Source organism: Paenibacillus odorifer (assembly GCF_000758725.1).
GTDB classification, from domain to species: Bacteria; Bacillota; Bacilli; order Paenibacillales; family Paenibacillaceae; genus Paenibacillus_AQ; species Paenibacillus_AQ odorifer.
On the sequence record NZ_CP009428.1, the window covers coordinates 4,750,609 to 4,764,115 of the forward strand.

15 protein-coding genes and 1 pseudogene are annotated in these 13,507 nt (G+C 46.7%); 2 read left to right on the plus strand and 14 right to left on the minus strand.

Annotated elements, in window-relative coordinates:
• Window positions 1–823: 823 nt before the first annotated feature.
• The 3 genes from PODO_RS30670 to PODO_RS20780 all read right to left on the minus strand — a co-directional run bounded on the left by PODO_RS30670 (window position 824) and on the right by PODO_RS20780 (window position 2,488).
• Window positions 824–1,000, minus strand: a complete 177-nt coding sequence (locus PODO_RS30670; RefSeq protein WP_080742546.1) for an S-layer homology domain-containing protein — start codon at window positions 998–1,000, stop codon at window positions 824–826.
• A gap of 39 nt (window positions 1,001–1,039) precedes the next feature.
• Window positions 1,040–1,453 carry a hypothetical protein gene (locus tag PODO_RS20775; RefSeq protein WP_038572498.1) on the minus strand — a complete coding sequence of 138 codons (414 nt, stop codon included), beginning with the start codon at window positions 1,451–1,453 and terminating at the stop codon, window positions 1,040–1,042.
• Window positions 1,454–1,570: 117 nt separating this feature from the next.
• The gene (locus PODO_RS20780; RefSeq protein ID WP_038572500.1) at window positions 1,571–2,488 is read right to left on the minus strand and encodes a LysR family transcriptional regulator; all 918 of its coding nucleotides are present in this window, start codon (window positions 2,486–2,488) and stop codon (window positions 1,571–1,573) included.
• 164 nt (window positions 2,489–2,652) lie between these two features.
• On the opposite strand from PODO_RS20780, the gene PODO_RS20785 reads away from it, so the two are divergent.
• Window positions 2,653–3,402: an SDR family NAD(P)-dependent oxidoreductase gene (locus tag PODO_RS20785; protein WP_036676006.1), complete on the plus strand. Its 750-nt coding sequence runs from the start codon at window positions 2,653–2,655 to the stop codon at window positions 3,400–3,402.
• Window positions 3,403–3,481: 79 nt separating this feature from the next.
• On the opposite strand, the gene PODO_RS20790 is transcribed toward PODO_RS20785, so the two are convergent.
• The 4 genes and pseudogenes from PODO_RS20790 to mobB form a co-directional block, all read right to left on the minus strand.
• Complete coding sequence (locus tag PODO_RS20790; RefSeq protein WP_036676004.1) at window positions 3,482–3,772, minus strand: MazG nucleotide pyrophosphohydrolase domain-containing protein; 291 nt, start codon at window positions 3,770–3,772, stop codon at window positions 3,482–3,484.
• 154 nt (window positions 3,773–3,926) lie between these two features.
• Entirely contained in the window at window positions 3,927–4,412 is a 486-nt protein-coding gene (locus PODO_RS31985; RefSeq protein ID WP_038574689.1) for a molybdenum cofactor biosynthesis protein MoaE, read from the minus strand.
• 252 nt (window positions 4,413–4,664) lie between these two features.
• Window positions 4,665–4,982, minus strand: a pseudogene (gene mobA, locus PODO_RS31990) (molybdenum cofactor guanylyltransferase); the annotation flags it as partial.
• Entirely contained in the window at window positions 4,966–5,637 is a 672-nt protein-coding gene (gene mobB, locus PODO_RS30140; protein WP_244886529.1) for a molybdopterin-guanine dinucleotide biosynthesis protein B, read from the minus strand. The gene mobB and the pseudogene mobA, both read right to left, overlap by 17 nt.
• 134 nt (window positions 5,638–5,771) lie before the next feature.
• Between mobB and PODO_RS20805 the strand changes: the two genes are divergently transcribed.
• Window positions 5,772–6,485: a YwiC-like family protein gene (locus PODO_RS20805; protein ID WP_169744792.1), complete on the plus strand. Its 714-nt coding sequence runs from the start codon at window positions 5,772–5,774 to the stop codon at window positions 6,483–6,485.
• A gap of 191 nt (window positions 6,486–6,676) precedes the next feature.
• Here the strand turns inward: PODO_RS20805 and moaA are convergent, their stop codons facing one another.
• The 7 genes from moaA to PODO_RS20840 form a co-directional block, all read right to left on the minus strand.
• On the minus strand, window positions 6,677–7,693 hold the full coding sequence (gene moaA, locus PODO_RS20810) for a GTP 3',8-cyclase MoaA (RefSeq protein WP_036676001.1): 1,017 nt from the start codon (window positions 7,691–7,693) through the stop codon (window positions 6,677–6,679).
• A gap of 25 nt (window positions 7,694–7,718) precedes the next feature.
• Entirely contained in the window at window positions 7,719–8,969 is a 1,251-nt protein-coding gene (locus PODO_RS20815; protein WP_036675999.1) for a molybdopterin molybdotransferase MoeA, read from the minus strand.
• A 42-nt stretch (window positions 8,970–9,011) separates the two neighbouring features.
• Entirely contained in the window at window positions 9,012–10,502 is a 1,491-nt protein-coding gene (locus tag PODO_RS20820) for a nitrate/nitrite transporter (protein ID WP_036675998.1), read from the minus strand.
• A gap of 261 nt (window positions 10,503–10,763) precedes the next feature.
• Window positions 10,764–11,291 carry a hemerythrin domain-containing protein gene (locus PODO_RS20825; protein WP_038572503.1) on the minus strand — a complete coding sequence of 176 codons (528 nt, stop codon included), beginning with the start codon at window positions 11,289–11,291 and terminating at the stop codon, window positions 10,764–10,766.
• Window positions 11,292–11,314: 23 nt separating this feature from the next.
• Window positions 11,315–11,962: a response regulator transcription factor gene (locus PODO_RS20830; protein WP_038572504.1), complete on the minus strand. Its 648-nt coding sequence runs from the start codon at window positions 11,960–11,962 to the stop codon at window positions 11,315–11,317.
• Between the two features lie 7 nt (window positions 11,963–11,969).
• Window positions 11,970–13,022, minus strand: coding sequence for a sensor histidine kinase (locus tag PODO_RS20835; RefSeq protein WP_244886365.1), 1,053 nt, complete (start codon window positions 13,020–13,022; stop codon window positions 11,970–11,972).
• Window positions 13,023–13,033: 11 nt separating this feature from the next.
• Complete coding sequence (locus tag PODO_RS20840) at window positions 13,034–13,492, minus strand: GAF domain-containing protein (RefSeq protein WP_038572505.1); 459 nt, start codon at window positions 13,490–13,492, stop codon at window positions 13,034–13,036.
• Between the last annotated feature and the right edge of the window lie 15 nt (window positions 13,493–13,507).

Genomic DNA, 13,507 nt, shown 5'->3' on the forward strand with positions numbered 1-13,507 from the left:
ATCTTTACAAAATACCGGAAAAAGACTCAGCGCTCGTCTGTAAGGATTTGGAATATGCTCGATACTCGCCTCAGTTTTACTATACGCTTAAACCCCATCTGTATTCTGCATCTTATCTTCCGTTTACTGACTCAGTTTACTTACTTTACTCATCTAGCTCACCTTCTCAACTTGCTCACTTTACTCACTTGACTTACCTAGCTCACTTGGCTCACATAGCTCACCTTACTCACCTTACTCACCTTACTCACCTTACTCACCTTATTAACTCAATTCTACTTCATCGGACCGAGGAGACCTTATTAAGCTGATTTCTGCCATTCTGCTCAGCTATCGGACTCAAATGCAGCTATTCATTAAAATATATTACGATTCCGTGCAAAAGTATGACAATAAGAGCTATGGAGTCCGAAAAATTGGAAAAATAGACCAAAAAGTTCAAATAGCGGCAATACAGTCCGTTACGATCCCAAACCATCGAGGCTATCTGTTAAAACAAACTTTCTTGATAAAAGTAGCTCGTCCGAGCCAAACTTACCAAGTGTGCGTCGCTGTTGGCGCACTTTAGCTTTAGCGTACCTCAGTGAGCGTACTTTAGCTTTAGCACACCTCAGCGAGCGTGCCTCAGCTTTATTGTACCTTAGCGAGCGTGCCTTAGTTCTCTGTTCTCCATATACACTTACCTTTTGTGTCACACCCTTATTTTTACTTTTACTCCGCTTCCCCCTCAGTGTATTCATGCGTGCGTATCCTGCGTATATCCCACTAATCCAATTATCAAAAAAACAGCCAGTCCCTATAAACCTGAGACTGGCCATAATCATTACTCCATAACACTCAGCAGGTTGAGGATCATCTGTGCACTTTCAGCACGTGTTCCGTTTTGGTCCGGTGCAAATTGCCCTTCAGCACGTCCTTGCATCAAACCAAGTCTGTACACTTCACTGATTGCCTCTTGAGCCCACTGTGGAGCAAGACCAATATCATTGAATGCCGAAATGTTACGGCTAGCTACAGATACACTACTCTTGGTGTAAGCTTAAAGTCCATTGGGAACACCCGTAGCAAAACCGGGGATTTCATAGAAATCACCGTTGATCCCTGCGATCACTCGGTTTCCAGGCGAATCCGCATACATGGCCATTTCGGTAACGCCCTTCATACCGTATACCTTTCCATCCTTCGTACCTGCCCGCAGCTCCAAATTTCCTTGTTGCGGGTTGAACTCCACTGCATGTATCTTTTGTAAACCACGTTCATTCTGGAGATCTATCCAGGTATACATCGCCCCGGGTGCAAGCTCTGTTTGGCGAACATCAATAACGGTTCCGTAATCTGTTGCTGGTAAATATAAATCAGAAATGGAAGCGCGAACAATTGCTCCCGGTTGTAACAACGAAATCAACAAAACAAAGATAATAACAACATTAATTTGCCTAAGATACCATCTCACTATGTTGACATCCTCCCCACTTGGCTGTCCTAATATCGATCTGAGCTTGGACAACATCATAGGGTTAATATTAACTAGGAAGCGTAAAGGTTAGATAAAATTTACCAAGGCATACTGTTAACTTCGTCTAATCATTTCATCAAATTCATGCTTTAGCCTGTTGATAAATCTCCGGGCGGTCTGGGAGGTCTGTTTTGAAGCAGAGACAATAGCTCCTGAATATTTCGCACGGGTATCTGGTGATCGTAACTCGATGGTTTTCATGAAGGCTGGAGAACCCTCTGATATTTTCAGAAACGAATAATCCAGACCAATTGTGATGGCCAGTCCTTCTGCAACTGCATTCTCAATCGCCCGTGTGTTGTTACTTACAAAAAGCAAATTGATCGGCCCATAGCCAGATAAATATCGCTCTACATAGTCCTTAATGTAAGAATCATCGTATAAAACCAACGTCTGCCCCACTAACTGAGCAGGTGTAAGGATGGAATTCAGGGCAAGCGGTGAGTGAGGATGTACACCGACTACAATCTTTCCTTCCACTAACCGTTCAAACTTAACCCCTTTATATTTGTCAGGCATTCCCTCCGGCGAGACCATAAGTCCAATGTCCATTTCATCCTGCAGTACATTATCCAGAATTTCTTTAGGTCCCTTTTCAAAAATCTCTATTTTCACATTTGGAAAATCTGCCTTAAAGCTAGAGATTACCTTCACCATCAAATGCATGGGTCCAGGTATCATAGCAATTTTCAAATGACCACTTAACGTATCGCTGTAAATCTGTGCTTCTTCTTTTAATTCATTTACTTTCATCAGGACTTCATTTGCTTTGCTAATAATGGCATTTCCTTCTGCTGTGGGAACCGCCTTTTGCCCGCGCGAACGGATGAACAAAGTAACTCCCAGCTCAGCCTCCAGCATGGTAATGGACTGGCTCATTGCGGATAGAGTGATATGACGATTCTGAGCTGCTTTGGTTAAAGAACCAATCTTTGCGACTTCTACGATATTCTCGCACTGCTCCAAATTCATTTGAATCACCCCTTAAGTTAATCTTTACTTAATAACTATTAAATTTACTTAAATTTTAATTAATTTAGACAAGTGCTACAATGTAAATAAGTTAGTAAGTAACCATTTTTACTATATCAACTTTCATTTCTAGTATAACTATATTTCTCGAGGAGGAAACTCAAATGACAGACAAAAGAGTAGCCGTAATAACAGGTGGAGCCAGTGGAATCGGGAAACAAACCGCCATTAAATTTGCAAGTAAAGGTGATCAAGTTGTCGTTGCCGATTTCAATCAACAATTAGGTGAAGAAACGGTAGCACAAATTATTAAAGATGGTGGCGAAGCTATTTTCGTCAAAACTGACGTCTCAAAATACGAAGAAGTTGAAGCACTCGTTCAGAAAACTGTAGATACTTATGGAAGAATTGACGTAATGTTCAACAATGCCGGCATCGGCCGCGTCACTCCTGTACTAGACCAAGACCTTAAGGATTATCATAGTGTCATTAATGTCAATCAGCATGGCGTAGCCCATGGGATTATCGCTGCTGGTAAAAAAATGCGTGAGCTCGGCATTAAAGGTGTGATCATCAATACAGCTTCTGTATTTGGATTCCTAGCTTCCCCAGGTACATTCGCATATCACGCTTCCAAAGGTGCGGTCATTATGATGACTAAATCCGCAGCACTAGAACTTTCCGTCCATGGTATCCGCGTGCTTGCCGTTGCTCCAGGCGCTGTGGATACGCCAATTATCCAAGGATATAAAGATCAAGGAATGGTCGACCAAATGAAGAGTAAAGTAATGGGTAACAAATTAACATTGCCTGAACAAGTTGCAGACACTGTATACTTGCTCTCCTTACCAGAAGCTAGTGCAATTAACGGTAGTGTTGTAATGGCTGATGAAGGTTATGCTTCATTTAAATAAAATTTCGGGTGAAAAAAATCCAAGGCTTCCCACAGGGGAGGTCCTTGGATTTTTTTTTATAGTATTCAATAGATACACCTTACTCCCAAGTCCTCTGTTCATTAATCTCCAGCTTACGTTTAAAAGCCTGCTCCAGATCAATGCCAAGTTTATTGGCCAGATCAAAAATATTCCACACCACATCGTACATCTCGTATCCCAAGTTTTCTTTCCGCTCTGCATCTGGATGAAAAGATACGGACAAAACTTCTTTGGACAACTCCCCAACCTCAGTCATTAAGTACAGCATTCTCTGCTCAATGGTGCTGGTATCAAACCCTTTGATTTCACTGAACTCCTTAACATACTGTTGAAACTCTGCTGCATTCATTTCCTTACGCCTCGCTTTTTGGGTAAAAATCCCTATGTTCTATTGCTGCCTTAGGTTTAGATGGCTTGAATTGATTAATATTATACTACAAGGCAATTCGAGCAGTACTCATTTATGTTCTTTGCTTCCTCCCCTGCTTCATTAATAGCCGCCTCTACTTCTTATCTTCTGCAGAAACATCCGGAAAAAATGGCCGCCCTTCCGGATAGGTTAATTGATTCAGCTGATCGCCAACCCATGCTTCGCCGTCTTCGCCCATTTCTTTTTTCCAAATAGGCACGATTTCTTTAATCCGGTCAATCACATATTCATTCGCTTCGTAAGCGGCCTTACGGTGCGGCGAGGATACAGCGATCACAACGGCGATATCAGTGATTTCAAGTTTTCCTATCCTATGGGTTACAGCAACCATAGTATTTGGCCAACGCTCATTCACTTCCTGCCCGATTCGTTCCAATTGCGCTACAGCCATGAGCGGATAAGCTTCATATTCAAGATATAATGTCCGCTTACCCTGCGTGAACTCCCGTACAGTGCCTAGGAATAAGGTAATCGCTCCCGCTTCTCTACGCAGGACTTTATCAGATACCTCCGCTGGTGTGATCGGTCCGTCTGTAATTTCAAATAATGAACTGCCCATGTGATCACTCCCTTTCGATAGATGCAGCAAATCCTTATATTGCTCAGGTGTATCTACATCTACAGTGAAATCCTCATATATACCAGCACCAGCAAGGTCGCCCTTATCTACCCCTAACCAATGCATCGAATCTAATAATCCTGATAGCTGGTACTGTCGTGTTTCCAGTCTATCAATGATACTTGGCAAAATCAGGTGCGGCCGATATACCCCATGGAGCATCTGATGCTTACCGTTAATGATGGGAAGAACAGCATCATAGTCGCCTTCCTTGAACCGGGTGAGCATCCACGAAGCTGCAGGGGCTGAAATATTAGGACTATCGCATCCGACAACCCAAGCATAATCCGTTTCCACCCTGACAAAAGCGGCATGAAACCCGCTTAAGGGTCCATGCCCTTCATAGATGTCCGGTAGAAAAATGAGACCGGATGGAAGACAATCCTCATACAGGGATGCATCTTTCGTAACAATAATGATCTTGGAGCAAAGGGTACGCATCTCCTTCACCTGTCTAACAATAAAATGCTCCCCGTGATAGGTCAGGAGCGCTTTATTCCGACCCTTCATCCGGGAATTCTGTCCCCCTGCCAGTATTATTCCAGTCAGCACAATGTGCACCTCCTGTAAGGGAATCTCCTTCTCTTATGTCAGGGATTCCTATATTAGATTGAAGCAGCGACAAAGCCAGGTTGAGGACCTCCTGATCTATAAGAGCTTGATCCCTTAAAAGTAGTACAGGGGTAGTATTCTTGCTTACCACAGACGTTACACTTTTCATATTAGCGTCCTCCTCCCAGCTTAACCACATATAAATATTCGTTGCTTGACTTCGCAGATTTATCATTTCATTTACATTGCGGATCAAGGCGATTTTGGGATAATCTGCAGATTTGAACCCTTCAGCAATCAGCAGATCAACCTTACCATACATAGACTGTACGATTTCTTCTAATGAAGTCTCGGACTTCCGCATTATTCTTGTAGCCTCAGACGATGTCAGTACGGTTTCAATCGCACCGTGCAGCAGATGCCTGCTGCTGTCTGTACCCGGATCATCTAATTGAAAATGGTGAGCATCGTGTTTAGCAGACCCGACGCGTATACCTTGAGTAGATAGAGCTCGAATTAAACGGCAGGCAAGTGTTGTTTTTCCGCTATTCTTGTACCCGACAATTTGTAATACAGGAACCGGACCCTGTACTGTTGCATGATGAGATTCCATACTCACGATGTTTACTCCTTTTCTTAAAATGATTAGTGCTTCAAATCACCCGGGTCCCCTCAAGGAAAAACGTATAGTTAAAGAGTATGGCATCCTCGCATGCCATGATATTTCAGGGTAGGAGGATGTTTACTATGAAGAAGTATATCCCTAACCAGCACGGCGCCTGGGCGATGCTCGTCCTTCCCTTTCTGTTCGGGGTAGCCGCATCCCAGGGGCAACCGATACATATTCCGCTGTTTGCTTGCTGGCTTCTGATCTATTTGTTCAGTTTTCCTTTACTGCAGGGGGTGAAGACAGGAAGATTTAAACGCTATGCCCAGCCCTTGAAGGTATATGGAATTCTGCTACTCCCTTTGATCGTCTATCTGGTAGTAGCCGAACCTAAGTTGTTATGGTTTGTTCTACCGCTCGTGCCTTTGTTCGCTGTAAATCTCTATTATGCAAAAACTAAAAATGAACGTGCCCTGCTCAATGACATCTCGGCCATTTTGGCATTTTGCCTGATCATTTATCCGGTCTTCTACGTCGGTCAGGGAGAAAGCTGGCGGACAGCGACCGAGTTGTTCCTGCTGGCTGTCCTGTACTTTGTCGGAACCGCTTTGTATGTCAAAACCATCATCCGCGAACGAAATAATATTAGCTTCTATTACGGATCTGTTCTATATCACCTGCTGGTTGCAGCAGCCGGGCTGTTCCTGTTTCCATCTCTGCTTGTTCCGCTGCTCATCCTGCTTGTGCGGGCAGCTGTCCTGCCAAAGACGGGCATCACAGTAAAACGTACCGGAATCATCGAAATTGGCTTCTCCTTTATGTTATATGTGTCTGTGCTCGTGTTGTACTTCTAGTATACAGTTGTAAAAAACCAGAAAGCTCATCTGCCGGTAATCCGGGTAGAGGAGCTTCCTTGTTGTTGCGTTAGTCTATTCTGCGATCATTTCCGGATTGCTCGATCCTGGAGGTACAGTAAGGATACATTGCTCAGCCAAATATGATCTGCCATCCGGCTCGATCAACAGCTGAAATTGCATTCTGCTCTTTAACCTCCAATATAGGACATGCCGATCTTTGTTCTGTTCTTCACGGTTTGTTCTGTCCGCTCATCGGAGTAACGGTCTGTCCGCTGCTCCCATACATCCCTAATGGCTAGCAGCAGGCTTTGGTCACTCGCCCCGCTGCGGAGCATTTCCCTGAGATCAAAACCGTCTGATGCGAACAGGCAAGTGTACAATTTGCCGTCGGAAGACAGCCGGGCACGTGTACAGGAAGAGCAGAACGATTCAGATACGGAAGTAATAAAACCGACCTCGGTGCAGCTACCCTTGTGCCGGTACCTTTTGGCTACCTCGCCAAAATAATTATGGTCCTGTGCTTCCAGTTCAAATGAGCCTTGGAGGCGCTCCAGTATTTCCCGTTTGGTTACAACCTTCTCATAGCTCCAGCCGTTATCGTTGCCGGCATCCATAAACTCGATGAACCGCAAAGTTATATTCTTATCCTTGAAATAGGCAGCCATCGGTACAATCTCCGATTCGTTCACACCTCTTTGTACCACCATGTTTACTTTGACCTCAAACCCGGCTTCTACGGCATGATCAATATGATGCAGAATTAATCCAGACGTAAAGCCCCGTCCGTTCATTTTTCCAAACCGCTTATGCTCCAAAGCATCCAAGCTGACGTTCAGTCTGCGGAGTCCTGCAGCATACAGTGGCGCTGCCTGCGCACCGAGCAGTACCCCATTCGTCGTCAGTCCCATATCTTTTACACCGCCGATAGCACGGATTCCCGCAACAAGCTCAGGCAGATTACGCCGCATAAGCGGCTCGCCACCGGTCAACCGGATTTTGCTTACTCCAAGGGATACGAACAGCTTCGTCAGCCGGCAGATTTCCTCAAAGGTTAACAGCTCGCTTGCGGGGAGGAATGCATAATCATCACCGAACACTTCCTTCGGCATGCAGTAGGAACAGCGGAAATTGCACCGGTCTGTTACCGAAATCCGCAAATCATGGATAGGCCGTCGCAATTGATCCTGTAGTGGATGTGCATTCATGACTCTTATCTCCCTTCCGGTAGGCTTACAGTACCCATTTATCCGTACCTTCTTCAACACCCAGAAGCAGTACATCAACAAGATCACCTGCGGCGTAACCTCTTGTCCCGCCCGGCAGCACAATCAGCGAATTCCCGCGTGCGATGGAAGATACGGCATTAGATTTATTGAAACCGGCAGGACGCACCGAGGTGCGGTCATGAACAGCCCGGATAAACCGGGTGAACGGATTGGCCTTTGGGTAATCCTCTGCCAGTACCGCCGTCGTGCGCGGCAGATAAATTTTATCCGCTCCCATCATTTTGAGCAGGGCGGGTCTAACAAACAGCTCGAAGCCTGTGAAGCAGGCAGAAGGATTGCCGGACAGTCCGAACAAGTACTTATCCCCGGCAACCGCAACTGTGGTCACGCTGCCCGGACGCATCGCCACCTTGTTGAACAGCACATCAGCCCCGAGACGGTTATATATTTCCGGCAGGTAGTCATAATCACCGACGGACACACCTCCCGTTGTGATCAGGCAGTCTGTTTCTGTCATTGCCTTCCGCACCGTCAGCAGGCATGCTTCCAGTTGGTCTGCGGCTGTATCATACATCCGGTAAGGAATACCCATCCGGGCGAGCTGGGCTGCGATCATCGGTCCGTTACTGTTGCGGATTTTGCCGGGTGCAAGCTGTGCTGTCACCTCCAGCAGTTCGGTTCCCGTAGACAATATCCCTACTACCGGCCGCTTACCGACCTGAACATACCCATAACCGAATGTAGCCAGCAGCGCTACAATCCCGGGATGAATGAAGCTGCCGGCCGGAACGATCATTTCTCCTGACCGCATATCTTCACCCTTCAGGGACAGATTCTCCTGTGGCGCAAAAGCTTTACGGATTGTAAACGTATGACCTGCTGCTGTGGCCTGTTCAAACATAACTACAGCATCCGCTCCTGCCGGCAGCGCCGCTCCCGTCATCAGACGGACAGCTTCGCATGGCCCAATTGCAATCTGAGATACTGCCCCTGCGCCGATATGATCTACTACAGTAAAGCTGATCCTGTTATTACCGGAAGCACCGGCAGAATCTGCCGAAGAAATTGCATATCCGTCATAGGGTGATCGGGTAAAATGCGGAACATCATGGGTTGCCGTCAGCGGCTCCGCCAGGATCCGTCCATAGCTTTCAGCAAGTGGAATCCTTTCTGTACCTATGCGACATGCTCTTTCAGTTACCCGGAATACAGCTTCGGCAACGGTAACCGGAGTTCTGGTCTTTTCCACCTTCATCTGCTCCTAACTTAGTGCCGTACTAAAAAACGGTTCATCCGGTTATTTCTCCGTAATATCGCTGAATGTGCCTACATACCGGACATCTTCGCCGGTCTCATCCTTTACAGCGCTGATATTCAGCCACTGCAAATACTCTTCCCCGCCCTTGCGCTTGTTCCAGATTTCACCCTGCCACATCCCCTTCTCCCTGACTTCGCTCCACATTAAGCGGTAGAACTCCTTGGATTGGCGGCCTGACTTCAGAATGCTGGGCTGTCTGCCAAGAACTTCGTCTTCCGTATAGCCGGTGAGCTTCGTGAACGCCGGATTGACGGTCTTGATCAGACCGGAGACATCCGTAACCAGAATCCCCTGTCCGGTAGAATTGAACACTTCAGAGGTAAGCGCAAGCCGGTCCTGAAAATAGATCCACACTACCAGCACCAGACTGGCCAGCGCTACCTGAGAGAGCAGCATGAACCCGATGGAATATTGCCCTGTAGCCGAATAAATCACCGACAGCATAATGGGAGGGAAAAAACCGCCCAGACCGCCCATCATCGATACGATCCCGTTGGCGACACCCGCCTGCTTATTGAAGTACAGTGGGACTAATTTGAATATGACTCCGTTACCGATTCCCGCGCTGAACGCAATAGCAAGGCAACCTACTGTATATAAGCCCATGTCAGGCATAAATGCCAGGATGATTGCTGCAACCGTATAAATACTGAATGTGCCGGTAAGCAGAAACAAAGGCTGGAACTTGTCGGCAAGCCAGCCGCCTATCGGCCGGAAGAAGGTCGCAACGGCAATGAAGCCGGCTGTGCGCATCCCGGCATCCACTTTTTCCAGACCGAAGTTCGAAACTAGAAAGTTCGGCAGATAAATAGTGAAGGCAACGAAGGAGCCAAAGGTTATGAAATAGAACAAGGAGAAAAGCCAGAGCTTTTCATTTTTGGACACGCCCTTGATCTGTTCAATAATCGGCGTTTTGAGTTTAGGCTCATGACGATCCCCAAAGAAGAAATTTAATGCGATAAATACCAGTAACAGGATAAGATACATTTTAACCGCGGGTGCCCAGCCAATCTGTGCTGCCACAATCGGAGCCGAGAAGGTAGTGACAGCTGTTCCGATATTCCCGATCCCGTAGATTCCGTTGACCAGACCATGCTTATCTTTAGGGAAATACTTCGGCAAAGAGGTTACACCTACCGAAAAAACGGCTCCGCCGATTCCCAGGAACAAACCTCCGATAATTAAATGAGTGACCGAGGATGCTTCACTGATGAAATATACCGGAAACAAAAGCAGGATAAAGCTGAACATAAAAATAATGCGTGCTCCCAGAATGTTTGCATAATAGCCTAAAGGAATCCTTAGAATAGAGCCGAGCACCACCGGAATAGCCGTGACCATCGCTAGCCGCCCCGGAGGAATGCTGATATCCTCGGAAATAAAGGGCATCAGGGAAGAGATGATCACCCACACCATGAATCCAGTAATCAAGTTTAATGTTTGTAGCGGCAATTGCATTTTTTTAATCATTCGACTCACCTTTTCGCCGTTTATTCTCTTGATTATTCATACCAATACTTCCTGTACTCATTGTATCCGCCGATCCCCCGGCTCAGATATAGGGGAGTCCCCTTTCCCTGACAGGGGAAACCCTAAAAATAAAATAACCCCACATAGTGGGGCCTTGCTCCAGAACTTATTCACTCCTATCACAAATGAAACATAATACCTTATCTACTCTCTTAATAAGACCCAAAAAAGCCGCCCCAAGTAGGAGCAGCCTGTTCATTCTCACGTAATGAGCGTATTCAATTGCTGGCTTAACCGTTCTTTGTCTTTCGCACTCAGCTGATGCTCGGCCATCGGGTAAATGACAGTCTCTTCTTTGACAAAGTGTACCGTCAGAACCTCAAAAGCCTCCCCTGCATCCTTAACAGCTGCGCGGATATCCTCAAGCGGCAGCATATCTATATTGCCCTCTGTGTAATGCAGGAAATGCCCTATATATCCGTCAATCTCGCGGTGCTCCTCCTGGATGCCGACCAGTGGTCCTTGTTCAAAGCCGATATAACTGCCAAGCAGCGGAAAAAAAAACGTTTCTTCCTTCACAGTATGCTTCTTCAACGGACCAGTAAACTCCAGAATCGCCTTACGCAGCTTATGCAGCTGTGTCCTAGATTCTTCCAGAACGGGCTGATCGTGTTCAAACCAGAGTACAAGGGCATGCCATTCTTCCATCAGAAATGATAAATAGCGGTGTTCATTCTCAAGAATACGCATGGCGGGCATCGTAAACTTGAGCCCTGTATTTTCCGGCATCCTGCTAACCCTCCATTTGCAAATCAGAAATCCAGCATTTTTTTCCTTAAAGCATACTCGACCAGCTCCGGTCTGCTTTTAAGGTTTAACTTCTCCATAATTTTCGCTTTGTGGGCTTCCACCGTTTTTACCGAAATAAACAGCTTCTCTGCGATTTCCTTGTTCCCGTATCCCTTGGCGATAAGCGGCAGGATCTCCAGTTCACGTTTGGACAACAGCTCAAACAGATCCTCTGTACCGCCGGATTTGTCCTGCTTAATAAATTCACGGACCAGTGAGGTCGCCATCTTAGGATGGATATAAGTGCCGCCTTCATAAATGGTCCGGATGGCCAGCAAAAGCTCCTCGTCCGGAGCGCTTTTGAGAACATAACCGGAGGCCCCGTTCTTCAATACATGAAAAAGATATTCATCATCGTCATGCATCGTCAGAATTAGGATTTTGGTATCGGGATAATCCTCTTTAATCTTCCCGGTTGCAACCAGCCCACTTTCGCCCGGAGGCATGCTTAAATCCATAATCAGAATATCCGGCCGGAATTTGGCAACCATTATATAAGCTTCCCTCCCGTCTGCCGCCGCTCCGATCACTTCTATGTCATCCTGAAAATTGAGAATCATGGAGAATCCGCTCCGTACGATCGCATGGTCGTCTGCAATGACGATCTTCATCAGAAGCTCATTCCTTTCCTCGGGATAATCCTACTGGCACCTGTAAAATAATGGTTGTGCCCCTACCTATCCCTGAATCTACGGTGAAGGTGCCACCCACCAGCTCCGCCCGTTCCTGCATGCCAAAAAGACCAAGTCCGGTTCCATTGGGTTCGTCTCCCTGAATGAAGCCTGTTCCCTCATCCTTAATCAGAAGCCGCAGCACGCCGTCATTTTCTGTAAGAGATACTTTGACGCTGTCTACCTGGGCATACTTCAGGGCGTTCAACACAGCTTCCTGGCATACACGGTACATGACGGTTTCAATCTCACTCTCATACCGTTTCTCCAAAAGCCGGGACTCATATTCAATTATAAGTCCGTAGCTTTGTTCCATCCGCTTGAAGTGTGACCGGAATGCAGCCTCCAGCCCGAAATCATCAAGTGCAGCCGGCCTGAGCTCCACGGAAAGGTTGCGGATATCATTCAGAAGTCTTGTCATGGATACTTCGGTCTGCTTCACCTTCTTCAGCAGCTGTTCATCAGCTGTCATATATTTGAGCACACGCAGATCAATCACGGCACTCATCAGCTCTTGGGCAACGCTGTCATGCAGTTCACGGGATATCCGCTTGCGTTCATTCTCCTGCGCCTCAATGATATGCTTCATCATCTTGTTCTGGTAGAACTTCTCTTGTGTCGTGAACTGTCTGCTCAGATCCCTGAGCATAAACACTCTGATACCATTCTCGTCATCTATCGTGTGAAAGGTGGCGGCATAAGGGACAATCCCCTTATCTTTCGTCTCCAGATAGACTTGATAAGAGGTAAATTCCTCTGAGTCCGGTGTATGAAAGTAACAATTAAGGCATGTGCGGAGCTCCGTCTCACTAGTGTATCCCCGGCAGGTCCCGCATAGTGCCTCCGGATTTCCCTGATACAACTGCTTCAGGATATCCTGGTCAACGATGTTCTCGGCAGCCGGATTCATCGCCAGGGCTTTCCCTTGCCGGTCAAAAAAGAACATCGCCTCCGAGCTGTTCTCGAACAGCTTCGTCATGAGCAGGCTCCGCAGATCCATTCCGGGTGTCATCAACTGAGCAACAATTCCTTCCCGTTCAAGTCTCCAATCCCCTTACGTGCTACCCTGTCCAGGTCTCTCAGCATTTCAGCGGTTACCTGCCGTTCACCCCTGAAACCGCCTAGAAGCACGCCTGCGACGCGGGCATCATTCCACACCGGTACAGCACCAATACTGTTCAAATTCTCCATCTTAGTAATGGGATAATTAAACAAGGTATCAGGCTTCACATCTGTCTGCACAGAAGGGATTAAGAACGGTTTTCCGGTCTTGAACACGATCCCTGCAATCCCTCTGCCGGATTGAAGTACAATCCGTTTGTAACGGTCATTAATGTTCCCTGAGGCGTATTTCCACCGGATTACATAGTCATATTCCGCAGGTTCAGCAAGAGCCAGCGACATGAAGTCATATCCTAGAGCTGCGCGGATCCGGTCAAGCTCGATTTGATAATCCACCTTATTGTTCATCGTTTTCTCTCCTCG

Excerpts from the sequence above, each read along its gene's own strand:
- PODO_RS20815 (WP_036675999.1), bottom strand. The coding sequence starts at position 8,969 with ATGAAGGTGGAAAAGACCAGAACTCCGGTTACCGTTGCCGAAGCTGTA.
- moaA (WP_036676001.1), bottom strand. The coding sequence starts at position 7,693 with ATGAATGCACATCCACTACAGGATCAATTGCGACGGCCTATCCATGAT.
- PODO_RS20830 (WP_038572504.1), bottom strand. The coding sequence starts at position 11,962 with ATGAAGATCGTCATTGCAGACGACCATGCGATCGTACGGAGCGGATTC.
- mobB (WP_244886529.1), bottom strand. The coding sequence starts at position 5,637 with ATGGAATCTCATCATGCAACAGTACAGGGTCCGGTTCCTGTATTACAA.
- PODO_RS20805 (WP_169744792.1), top strand. The coding sequence starts at position 5,772 with ATGAAGAAGTATATCCCTAACCAGCACGGCGCCTGGGCGATGCTCGTC.
- PODO_RS20825 (WP_038572503.1), bottom strand. The coding sequence starts at position 11,291 with ATGCCGGAAAATACAGGGCTCAAGTTTACGATGCCCGCCATGCGTATT.
- PODO_RS20820 (WP_036675998.1), bottom strand. The coding sequence starts at position 10,502 with ATGATTAAAAAAATGCAATTGCCGCTACAAACATTAAACTTGATTACT.
- PODO_RS20785 (WP_036676006.1), top strand. The coding sequence starts at position 2,653 with ATGACAGACAAAAGAGTAGCCGTAATAACAGGTGGAGCCAGTGGAATC.
- PODO_RS20780 (WP_038572500.1), bottom strand. The coding sequence starts at position 2,488 with ATGAATTTGGAGCAGTGCGAGAATATCGTAGAAGTCGCAAAGATTGGT.
- PODO_RS20840 (WP_038572505.1), bottom strand. The coding sequence starts at position 13,492 with ATGAACAATAAGGTGGATTATCAAATCGAGCTTGACCGGATCCGCGCA.
- PODO_RS31985 (WP_038574689.1), bottom strand. The coding sequence starts at position 4,412 with ATGGGCAGTTCATTATTTGAAATTACAGACGGACCGATCACACCAGCG.
- PODO_RS20790 (WP_036676004.1), bottom strand. The coding sequence starts at position 3,772 with ATGAATGCAGCAGAGTTTCAACAGTATGTTAAGGAGTTCAGTGAAATC.
- PODO_RS20835 (WP_244886365.1), bottom strand. The coding sequence starts at position 13,022 with ATGGATCTGCGGAGCCTGCTCATGACGAAGCTGTTCGAGAACAGCTCG.